The sequence below is a fragment of the Psychrobacter sp. A3 genome (assembly GCF_028823565.1).
In the GTDB taxonomy this organism is placed as follows: domain Bacteria; phylum Pseudomonadota; class Gammaproteobacteria; order Pseudomonadales; family Moraxellaceae; genus Psychrobacter; species Psychrobacter celer.
Genome location: NZ_JAPEHS010000004.1, coordinates 48,976 through 59,710, shown reverse-complemented (window position 1 = coordinate 59,710; position 10,735 = coordinate 48,976). Strand labels below are relative to the sequence as shown.

Genomic DNA, 10,735 nt, shown 5'->3' with positions numbered 1-10,735 from the left:
ATGGTTGGGCTAGGCTTAGCATTAGGCTTAAAGCAGAGGCTTGTCGCTCGCGATAATGCCGTTGTTGTCTGCATAGACAAACATGCCTGAGTTTAGGGTCAAATCCCCAAAGCTAATCTCGAGATCGGTTTGGCCTTCGTCACGGCGCGTCGATTTACGCGGGATACAACCAAGCGCCATGACACCGATATCCATCTGTGCCATATCATCGACATCACGGACACAGCCGTACACGATGACCCCAGCCCAACCATTATCAATCGCCGACTGGGCAATCATATCGCCGAGCAGCGCACAGCGCATCGAGCCACCACCATCGACCACCAGTACCTTTCCATTGCCCTTATTGTCTTTACCATCGCTGTTTAATAGTGACTTGACACGGCTGTTGTCTTCAAAACACTTAACCGTCACAATCTCACCGCAAAACCGATCTTTGCCACCAAAGCTATAAAACGACTTGCCTTCGATATTTGGCAGACACACTTGCGACTCAGGATTGGCATCCAATAAATCACAAGTCACAAAATTGTCTTGGTTCATGGTAGGCTCTGCTGCTGCGTTTGACATGAGTACACTCCTTGTTCGTTGTTGGCTAGGATTAAAGGGTATAAAAAGTATGGTTGATATTTTTTACTTAGGCTATTTTTTGACTTTAGTCATTGCCAGCATTTGTTTGTTTTCTATGATATCTGTGGTGGTAATCGCAGGCTCACGGCGGTACTTACTACGCTCGTAGATATCATGGGCGCTCATGGCCATAGCGATAGCGACACGTTTTGCAGAAATAGGATGCAGGGGTAATGACTCCGGCACCAAAGGCGAGACGAGCTTAAAGGCTTTTTGACTTAGGCTCTCAAGCGGGCGACCTTTGTGCTTACCGAGCAACAACGACGGCCGAAAAATCACCAAATGGGCAAAATTTAGCGCCATGATGGACTGCTCGGTCTCTGCCTTGACTCGGTTGTACAAAAACCGACTGTCGATATCAGCATTCATCGCAGACAATAAAAAGAAGTTTTCTACCCCTTTCTCGCGGCACAGCGTAGCAAACGTCACATTGTAGTCATGATCCACTTTATGAAAGGCTTCATCACTGCCAGCTTGCTTTTTGGTCGTACCAAGACAGCTAAAAGCATCGGTGCTGCGATCAGCGCCGACACTGGCGAACACCTCAGCCAAGTTGTCAAAATCATTAACCTGATAAAACCTCATGCTAGCATTGATATAGCGTGGCGGACGCCGTGCAATCACAATCAACGTGTCATAAAGCTCACTTAGCTGCTTGACAAGATGTTGTCCTACCAATCCTGTCGCGCCAATCACAATTGCTTTTCGCTGCATATCTTGTCCATTCGTATCGTATGAGATATGAGAGCACTCTTATACAAAGCATTCTCTTTATTTATCGTATCCGTTTATCCGCCAGCATATCTGGGCGCTATTTTAACCTTCCGCTTGCGTATCATACCTAAAATCACTCAGCGGTGAGGGTATTATAGCGAATTTATTGTAAGAGATTTTATCCGTCAAGCCTTTTACTGGCCACGACCTTTGAGAGTAGATACATGAAAAAACCGAATATTGATAAAATAGCATAACTTCTTTACCGATTGACCATCAAATATATTGTCCTAAGCGCAATAATTTGCTAAGATAACCGGCTTTACACGTCAACGCTGTTTAATTATTCCAAACAGTTCTGACGCTTGCGATGACTACCGATATTAGATACTTTAGTATTGGACATCGACATCATGTTTGACGAGACGGCTGCTCGTCACCGATGATTGTTAAACCCATTATTGCAATCAACATTCATATTTTTATCTGTCTTTATCAAGGAGATACGCGTGGCTAATACTGCACAAGCTCGTAAACGCGCCCGTCAAAACACCAAACGTCGTCAGCAAACTGCTTCACAGCGCTCAATGGTTCGTACTTACCTAAAGCGCGTAGATGCTGCTATCGCATCAAAAGACTATGCTGCAGCAACTGAAGCGTACAACAAAGCTGTACCTGTCATCGACCGTATGGCTGACAAAGGCATCATCCATAAAAACAAAGCTGCTCGTCGTAAGAGCCGCCTAAACAAAACCATCAAAGGCTTACAAGCTTAAGATAGGTTGCGTTTAGACCGCATTACTCTGTTTGGGTGATGATCAAAACCTTGTCATTAGCTCTTATGCTGAGGCAAGGTTTTTTTATGCCCAAAAAACCATAAAAACAACGCCTTGTCTATAGAAAATAAACATTAAGCAACCGTAAACAGTCACAGAGTAAAAAGCGATAAACAAAAAAACCATGGCTGTGCTAAGCTTAGTCCCACTTCACCTCTGGTGGCAACAGCAATGTATTTGGATGAAACCCTGCTGCGCGGTACCCTTCTAACAATGTCACAATCGGCCGTATATAGACCTCACCGCGCCAGACGAAGTGGGCACTGGCTTGTTCAAATGGCTTATCATCAAACCACAAAAACACCCCTTCCATCATCTTTGGCCAATCATTCCAATCAATCTCTACCACATCAAACATCACCGCCAAAAATGCCGACAGCAACGTATCGTGACTGACCGCCAGCATAAGATGCCCAGGCTGCGGCTGATGCTGATAAAACAACGATAAAATATCAAGCCCGCCTTGATAGGCGTTTTTGGTGCCAGCAAGATTGCCTTGTAAAAAACGATTGATAAAGTTGAGCACGCCGATTTCTTTAAATACTGGATTGGCAATCTCAGGGTCAGTGACAAGGCTCCCAGGCTCTACCAGCAGCGACTGGTGCATGATGTCACGCTGTAACCCTGCACCTGCTTGCATAAGCTGCGCAGTATCAATACAGCGGCCGATAGGGCTTGAGATGCTATCCACGTCTAGAGAATATGGCAGATGACCTGCCAGCCAGCGCCCCCAAGACTTGGCCAAGACGCGACCTTTAGGAGTCAATGGCAACTGATAACTGGCAAAGCCGTTACCGTCAGAGCGCTCACGCAGGGAGTGTCTGGTAAATAAAATCAGGCGCTTGTCTTCAGGCAAAAGGCTCACTGAAGAGATCATACTATCAGGCAGGTGCGACGGCGCGGGTGCACTTGGCGTATGACTGGCACGCCTTTCTGCAGATAGTTTCGATAAAGTGTTGTGGAAGTATTTGCTCATGCCAGCAAGCGTAGCAGATTTTTTGTGAAGAATGAACAAAATATAAATTCAGTTGCAAATAAGCAAAACCGAAATGAAAACCGCCCAGCACTGCTACGCACTTTATCTCAAGCAAGAGTATGCTATCTAATCAAGCTCAATTACTTTATCCCAAGCAAATGCGATCTCGGTACTACTGACTTCGTTGGGATACGCACGTGGATTGACAACCACTCGGGTACGACCAATACTATAATCAAAGGCTTCATGGGTATGGCCATGCACCCATAGCGCTGGCGCCCATTCCTCCTGCATCCAGCTTGACAAGTCACTCACAAAAGCGGCATTACTGGGTAGATTGGCATATTTCTCAGATACCGACAACGGGCTGATGCTGTGATGACTCATGACGATGGTCTTTTTGCCAAGCGATTGGGCGGTTTTTAATGCTTGCTGTAGCCATTGACGCTGCTTAGCATGCAGTTGCATGGACACCTCAGGGGAAAACAACTCGCTACCGGCATAGATTTGTTTATAATCACGCATAAAACGCTTGGCAGCTGCCATGGTTTCTTCATTGGCCTGATACTGATAATCCGTCCATAAGGTGCAGCCCAAGATACGTACGTCTCCAATATCGATGTGTTGACACTGTAAAACCCGCACGCCTTGCTGCGACTTGGCATCATAGTTATCCCAAATGGCCAGCTTTTTATCAAAATGCAGCACGTCTTCATTGAAGTATTCATGATTGCCTGCAATGGTGATCAAAGGCACCTGCAGACGTGCCGCTTGCGCTTGTAACCACGGCATACCGCTGTCGCTATTGGCCGTATCGCCTGCGACCAGCACCACATCGGCATCAGTCTTGGGGATATGTCCCATCGGATGCGACTGACGCGCATAGCTATCAATATGCAAGTCACTTAAAATCTGTAATTTCATATCTTCCAATAGTGTCTTAGGACATCAAGGACAAAAATCGATCAAACGATGCATAGAAGCATAGCGTATTTTCTGTCATAGATATCAACATAAATTTTAAGTAGTGTAGCACCTTTTTATCTACCCGCAAAAAGCAAAAAGACAGCAACTTAGGCTGTCTCTTGTCTTCGTTTTTGACTCAGGCTAGATACCCTCAAGTATCCGCTGCAGCTTGGCCGCTGGGTCGGCCGCCTGCGTGATAGAACGTCCGATCACCAGATAGTCAGCACCATCTTGTAGCGCTTGTGCGGGCGTACAGATGCGTTTTTGGTCGTCAGCATTGTCCTCAGCGAGGCGAATACCAGGCGTCACAAGCTTAAAATCCTGACCACATAGCGCCTTTAGGCTCTGAGCTTCTTGTGCTGAGCAGACCACGCCATCGAGACCTGCTTGCTTGGTCAGCTGTGCTAGGCGACTGACTTGTGTATCCAGCCCATCGGTAATACCCGTCTGCATCAATGCTTGATTGTCCATAGAAGTCAGCACCGTGACCGCAATCAGCAAGGTATCTAAGTTATTATCCAGCAAGCGCTGTTTGGCAAGCGACATTGCCTCTAAGCCTGCGCTCGCATGCACATTGACCATCCACACACCCAAATCAGCTGCCGCGAGCACCGCCTGTGCCGTAGTATTAGGGATATCATGAAACTTAAGATCTAAAAACACCTCAAATTGACGCTGATGTAGGGCTTTGATGATATCAGGGCCACAGCGCGTAAACAGCTCTTTGCCTACCTTTAAACGGCACAGCGCTGGATCGAGCTTGTCAGCCAACGCGAGCGACGCTTCCATTGTCATATTGTCTAAGGCGACAACGACAGGAGATTTGATTGCATTATTCATAGAGTTGCCACATTTATATCGAAGTTAAAAAAACCAAATAGCGACCAAACGCATGGCTATCAACTCACCTGTCTCGCAAGTTTGTATCATAAGGTGCCTAGCTGACGCTCTATTCAGACTTAGTCAGATTTAGTCACGTTTTTGTCTGGTCAGTGTCGCCGCTTCCTCTTGAGCGGTGTGATTATCGTGCACGTTGGTCGCTGTCGAACCATACACTGCCTCTTCTACTGAAGGCGCAGTCGCTTGACGATCGATGACCACATTGGCTTGCGTCAGTTGTTCTTGCAGATTGGCATTGGCTTTTTGTAGACGTGATATTTCCCATTTGTTTTGTAAAACACGAAAGAGCAGCAGCGCAAGTAGCATACCAATTACAATACCTAGTATCAGACACAGAATCAGTAGTAAGCCCAAATTCATCGTCGGCGCTTGTGAAAACAGTAAATTTACGCCAACCTCGGTATTATTGGCCAATACCAACCCTAATGAATAAGCGAAGCTTAAAAACAGTAGTACAAACAGTAAAAAGCGCATAAGACATATACCTTGGTTTGATGGGTTGCAAAGGACTCAAAGACCGCGTTTTGTCACAAACAGCGATGCTACTTTTTGACTGGCACGCTACTGTTAATGAATACTACCCAACGCTGCCATAATGATCGTATTATCTATCCATTAGCTACTTTGTCATTGACCGCTTCGCGCAGGGCTTTTCCTGGCTTGAAATGCGGAATGGCTTTGGCAGGTACTGGTACACTCTCCCCAGTCTTAGGATTGCGGCCCATACGGGCACGGCGATGATGTAAACAAAAGCTACCAAACCCACGCACTTCTACTCGGCCATCATTGGCCAGTGTATCGGTCATTAGGTTTAATATTTCACGCACTGCATCATCGACCACGCTATCAGTCATATTGTCACAGTTCGCACTCAAATTACTAATAAATTCAGACTTATTAATCGCTTGCTGCATTGTTACGCTTGCCTTGTTAATTGATGGATAAGATGATTGTAAACCAAGTTACTATTTTTTAAAGGTTTTTAAAGGTTTTAACCCTTCATATAGCCGTATAAGACCATACTGAAAATCGAAACAAAAAGCAAAATAACGGTCAATAGTGCTAATACGGCTCTCATCAGTAAGCAGTGATTTACATCTCGTTACTCAATGTTGCAAATGATAGCGGATATTATCATAAATGGAAATAAGAGTTTGCTTTGTTTTTCGCAAAAACCTTGAAGATGTAACGCATACCAAACAGAGCGACCGGAGTCGCTTTTTTTATATTACTTTTAGATCAATAACTTATCGCTTACTGCATTTGCTCTTTAATCAAATCACCAATGGTTTTTGGTTGAGCATCAGCTGCTTGTGGCGCATTGCTACCTAGATCTTTGATCGCTTGACGCTCTTCAGCTTCGTCTTTTGCTTTGATAGACAAGTTGATGTTGCGAGTCTTACGATCCACACTGATGATCTTCGCTTCAACGTCATCACCAACGCTTAGATGCTTGGTTGCATCTTCGACACGATCACGCTGAATCTCAGAGGCACGTAAGTACGCTTCAACTTCATCAGCAAGCTCGATAGTAGCGCCTTTAGCGTCTACTTCTTTCACTTTACCAGTAACTACCGCACCGCGGTCATTAGCGACTAGATATTCGTTGAATGGATCTGAGCTTAACTGCTTCACGCCTAGGCTGATACGGTTCGCTTCTGCATCTACAGACAATACCATAGCTTCAACGGTGTCGCCTTTGTTGTAGTTGCGGATTGCTTCTTCGCCCGTTTCGTTCCAAGAGATATCAGACAAGTGAACCAGACCATCGATACCGCCATCTAGACCGATAAAGATACCAAAGTCAGTGATTGACTTGATAGTACCAGTGATTTTATCGCCACGCTCATGTTTCTTATCAAACTCTTCCCATGGGTTTGCTAGGGTTTGCTTGATACCCAAGCTGATACGACGACGCTCTTCATCAATATCTAGGATCATCACGTCAACTTCATCACCCACTTGTACAACTTTTGATGGGTGGATGTTTTTGTTGGTGTGATCCATCTCTGATACGTGTACTAGACCTTCGATACCTTCAGAGATCTCAGCAAAGCAGCCGTAATCAGTCAGGTTGGTAACGCGAGCTTTAACAATACTACCAACTGGGTAAGTAGCGCCAACGTTGTCCCAAGGATCGGTACCAAGTTGTTTTAGACCTAGGCTTACGCGGTTGCGCTCACGGTCAAACTTCAATACTTTAACTTTTAGGTCTTGACCAACTTCAACCACCTCAGATGGGTGCTTGATACGGCGCCATGCCATGTCAGTGATGTGTAGCAAGCCATCGATACCACCAAGATCAACGAACGCACCGTAATCAGTTAGGTTTTTGACGATACCTTCGATCTCGATACCTTCTTCAAGCTTGTTCAATAGCTCTTCGCGCTCAGCTGAGTTTTCAGCTTCCATTACTGCACGACGGCTAACCACAACGTTGTTACGTTTTTGGTCAAGCTTGATGACTTTGAATTCTAGCTCTTTGCCTTCAAGATGTGTGGTGTCACGAATCGGACGTACATCAACCAATGAGCCTGGTAAGAACGCGCGTACTGAACCCACGTCTACAGTAAAACCACCTTTTACTTTGCTAGAAATGATACCTTTTACGATCTCATCGTTCTCATAGATTTTTTCAAGGACATTCCACGTCTCGACGCGCTTGGCTTTTTCGCGTGATAGTAGGGTTTGACCCATACCATTATCAACCGCTTCAACCACGACATCAACGCTATCGCCAACTTCAACTTCAAGTTCGCCTTCTTCGCTTAAAAACTCTTCACGAGCGACGATACCTTCAGATTTAAGACCAGTATCTACTGTGATCCAATCGCTATCGATGGCCACAACAGTACCTGTAATAACCGAGCCACGCTCGATATCCAGACCCTGCTCTTCAATGCTCGCTTCAAATAGTTCAGCAAATGATTCCATTATGTCTACCTTTGTATAGCCGTATCCTGTCCAGCACAGTACGGATCAAATTTATGATTGCATAAAACGAGAATACTGGTTTTATATCTTATGCAGTCATATAAAAAACCTTTGTTGCTAATAAGCGAGCATCTCATCACACTCATTAGCAACAACTGTCTTTACTGCCCACTCACATTTCTACTCTTAGTTTAATGTTGGCTTATTGCACATCTCTACTTATACAATTTTATACTAAAACCAAAGCCTGTAGCAAATTTTTTGGTAGTGAGTTGGTAGTTACTGTATTGTTTTTATTAACTATTAAAACAAATGCCTTTGTCCTGACAGTATTTTTTGACTTGTGCATATACGCTGTCGGCATCCAAACATGAGCTGTCTAATAATAAAGCGTCTTTGGCAGGCTTCGACGGTGCTGTCGCGCGGTTTTCATCACGCTCGTCACGCGCTTTGATCGTTGCTAAAATCGCCTCAAAATCTGCGGTTTGTCCTGCACTTAGTAGCTGCGTGACACGGCGCTCAGCACGCGCTTTGGCGCTGGCTGTCAAGTATACCTTAACATCCGCATCTGGAAATACCACTGTTCCCATATCGCGGCCATCAGCGACCAGCCCTGAGCGACTGGCCATTTTTTGCTGTAGCGTGAGCAGCGCCTGACGCACTTTAGGGAATACCGCGATCTTTGAAGCATAACCGCCAACGGTTTCGTTACGCACTTGCTCGCCAACGGCATCGCCATTGACGATGATGTCTACGCGGCCTGATGCCTCATTGGGCACAAACACGATATCTAAGCCTTGGGTTAATGTCAGTACTGCCTGCTCATCAATGTCTTGACAGCCATCGGCACCGAGCAATCCTGCTTCAAAGGCTTTGAGCCCGACGATGCGGTATAGCGCCCCTGAGTCTAATAACTGATAACCCAATGCTTGCGCTAAGCGCCAGGTGACTGTGCCTTTACCCGCCCCGCTTGGACCATCAATACATATCACGGGATAACGCTGTACCGCTTGCTCAGAGGGATCACAATCCTGCAAAGCATTATCAGGCGTAAAGTCAGGTGTAGAGACAGTCATCATGTTTACTCAATTATAGAAACAACATATATCGCCCACTGCTAGCAAGGACAGCGCGATATTCACCACCTTATCAAATGCTTAACAGCCATCTGATAATCGCAGCGCCAAATAGGGCGATATTATAGCAAGAAAACCCTATCATCACCATAACTGATGCTTATATTTGCAGGCAGTATGTTTTGTAGCGACGCAAAAGCCCTTATTTTTTAACATCTGATTTTTTTTGCTTGGCCAGCTGACGACGCGCTCGAAAAAACCGCTTAAGTAGCTGACTGCTATACTCACTGCACAAACCCCGTTGTACGGTAATGATATGATTATAAAAATCTTGTGCCGATAGATCCATCTGACTACCCACCATGCCAGCTCGCGGCTCATTTGCCGCATACACCAGCCGCGCCACTCGCGCATGGATTAGCGCGCCCATACACATGGTGCAAGGCTCTAAGGTCACGTACAAGGTGGTGTTTGATGGTAGGCGGTAGTTTTTTAGGTGGCTACAGGCATCTCTTAGAGCGACTATCTCGGCATGAGCGGTGGCATCATGGCGACCGATTGGCTCATTAAAGCCTTTACCAATCATCTGCTGCTCATGTACCAGTATCGCGCCAACTGGCACCTCGCCCAGCTCAGCGCCACGCTGAGCCAATGCCAATGCTTGATACATCCACTGTACATCTTCTAGCGTCCAAAACTGCTGGGTGCTCAGCTCAAGCTGATGTCGAGCACGGCTACCAGCAACGTCCACAGACAAGCTATCAGGGCTTGAGTGGTAACTAATACCATCAGGCAGACAACAATGATGTGCCTGCAGTGTCTCTGCGGCAAAAAAAGGAATGGTCATAGATAACTACTGTGGCAACTGCCAATCAATGGGGGTACGGCCATGCTGCCGGAGATAATCATTGGTCTTCGAAAACGGCTTGGTGCCAAAAAATCCGCCACGGTTTGCCGCCAGCGGCGATGGGTGGACAGCGGTTAAAATTAAATGTTTATCAGCATGGATGTATTTGCCTTTTTTCTGGGCTTTACTACCCCACAAAATAAACACCGTATGCTCTGTTTGTTCGTTGATCACATCGATCACTGCATCGGTAAATTGCTCCCAGCCTTGATTTTGATGACTGTTTGGCTCACCTTCTCTCACAGTCAACGCACTGTTTAGCAGTAATACACCTTGCTGCGCCCAGTAAGTCAAGTCCCCATGCGCTGATGGCTGGACACCGATATCATCGGCCATCTCTTTTAGCAAGTTATTGAGTGACGGCGGTTTTGGAATGGCTTTGGGTACCGAAAACGACAACCCCATGGCCTGACCTGGGCGATGATAAGGGTCTTGCCCTAAGATGACCACTTTAACGCGAGATAATGGCGTGAGATTAAAAGCATTAAACATTAGTGGCGCTGGTGGATAGATGTTATCTGGCGACTGATAAGCTTCCTTTAAAAAAGCCCGTAGGTTGTCCATATTCTCAGAAGTCAGCTCATCTGCCAAGGCCATCTTCCAGTCTTCTGGCAAACGTACTTTGTCTAAGATGGCTTTTTTTTGTGCGGCTGTTTTTGGCGCCTTTGCATCGAGAGATTCCATACTGTGTCCTTTTTTAGTTGTTATATAGGGCGTGTCTTCAATTCAATCGATAGTTATCTAAATGGGTTCACTATCTATGAAAGTTGGCTGGCTACTACCTACAAGACCCTTA

12 protein-coding genes are annotated in these 10,735 nt (G+C 45.9%); 1 reads left to right on the top strand and 11 read right to left on the bottom strand.

Annotated elements, in window-relative coordinates; all coding sequences use genetic code 11:
• Positions 1-27: 27 nt before the first annotated feature.
• Both rraA and NK638_RS01605 read right to left on the bottom strand, forming a co-directional pair.
• Complete coding sequence (rraA, locus tag NK638_RS01610) at positions 28-543, bottom strand: ribonuclease E activity regulator RraA (protein WP_075100779.1); 516 nt, start codon at positions 541-543, stop codon at positions 28-30.
• 99 nt (positions 544-642) lie between these two features.
• Positions 643-1,344, bottom strand: coding sequence for an NAD-dependent epimerase/dehydratase family protein (locus NK638_RS01605; RefSeq protein ID WP_192994995.1), 702 nt, complete (start codon positions 1,342-1,344; stop codon positions 643-645).
• 509 nt (positions 1,345-1,853) lie between these two features.
• Between NK638_RS01605 and rpsT the strand changes: the two genes are divergently transcribed.
• Complete coding sequence (rpsT, locus tag NK638_RS01600) at positions 1,854-2,120, top strand: 30S ribosomal protein S20 (protein ID WP_105243814.1); 267 nt, start codon at positions 1,854-1,856, stop codon at positions 2,118-2,120.
• 199 nt (positions 2,121-2,319) lie between these two features.
• Here the strand turns inward: rpsT and NK638_RS01595 are convergent, their stop codons facing one another.
• The 9 genes from NK638_RS01595 to NK638_RS01555 form a co-directional block, all read right to left on the bottom strand.
• Positions 2,320-3,156, bottom strand: a complete 837-nt coding sequence (locus NK638_RS01595; protein ID WP_198336506.1) for a histidine phosphatase family protein — start codon at positions 3,154-3,156, stop codon at positions 2,320-2,322.
• Positions 3,157-3,282: 126 nt separating this feature from the next.
• Positions 3,283-4,080, bottom strand: coding sequence for a metallophosphoesterase (locus NK638_RS01590; RefSeq protein WP_274631664.1), 798 nt, complete (start codon positions 4,078-4,080; stop codon positions 3,283-3,285).
• Positions 4,081-4,263: 183 nt separating this feature from the next.
• Positions 4,264-4,962, bottom strand: a complete 699-nt coding sequence (gene pyrF, locus NK638_RS01585; RefSeq protein WP_274631663.1) for an orotidine-5'-phosphate decarboxylase — start codon at positions 4,960-4,962, stop codon at positions 4,264-4,266.
• A gap of 129 nt (positions 4,963-5,091) precedes the next feature.
• A complete protein-coding gene (locus tag NK638_RS01580; protein WP_274631662.1) occupies positions 5,092-5,496 on the bottom strand; it encodes a lipopolysaccharide assembly protein LapA domain-containing protein in 405 nt (134 codons plus the stop codon).
• Positions 5,497-5,630: 134 nt separating this feature from the next.
• Positions 5,631-5,936: an integration host factor subunit beta gene (locus NK638_RS01575; protein ID WP_075100701.1), complete on the bottom strand. Its 306-nt coding sequence runs from the start codon at positions 5,934-5,936 to the stop codon at positions 5,631-5,633.
• 340 nt (positions 5,937-6,276) lie between these two features.
• Positions 6,277-7,959, bottom strand: a complete 1,683-nt coding sequence (gene rpsA, locus NK638_RS01570) for a 30S ribosomal protein S1 (RefSeq protein WP_274631675.1) — start codon at positions 7,957-7,959, stop codon at positions 6,277-6,279.
• A gap of 293 nt (positions 7,960-8,252) precedes the next feature.
• Complete coding sequence (cmk, locus tag NK638_RS01565; protein WP_274631674.1) at positions 8,253-9,032, bottom strand: (d)CMP kinase; 780 nt, start codon at positions 9,030-9,032, stop codon at positions 8,253-8,255.
• 202 nt (positions 9,033-9,234) lie between these two features.
• A complete protein-coding gene (gene tadA, locus NK638_RS01560) occupies positions 9,235-9,879 on the bottom strand; it encodes a tRNA adenosine(34) deaminase TadA (RefSeq protein WP_274631661.1) in 645 nt (214 codons plus the stop codon).
• Positions 9,880-9,885: 6 nt separating this feature from the next.
• Positions 9,886-10,623: a uracil-DNA glycosylase gene (locus NK638_RS01555; protein WP_274631660.1), complete on the bottom strand. Its 738-nt coding sequence runs from the start codon at positions 10,621-10,623 to the stop codon at positions 9,886-9,888.
• Between the last annotated feature and the right edge of the window lie 112 nt (positions 10,624-10,735).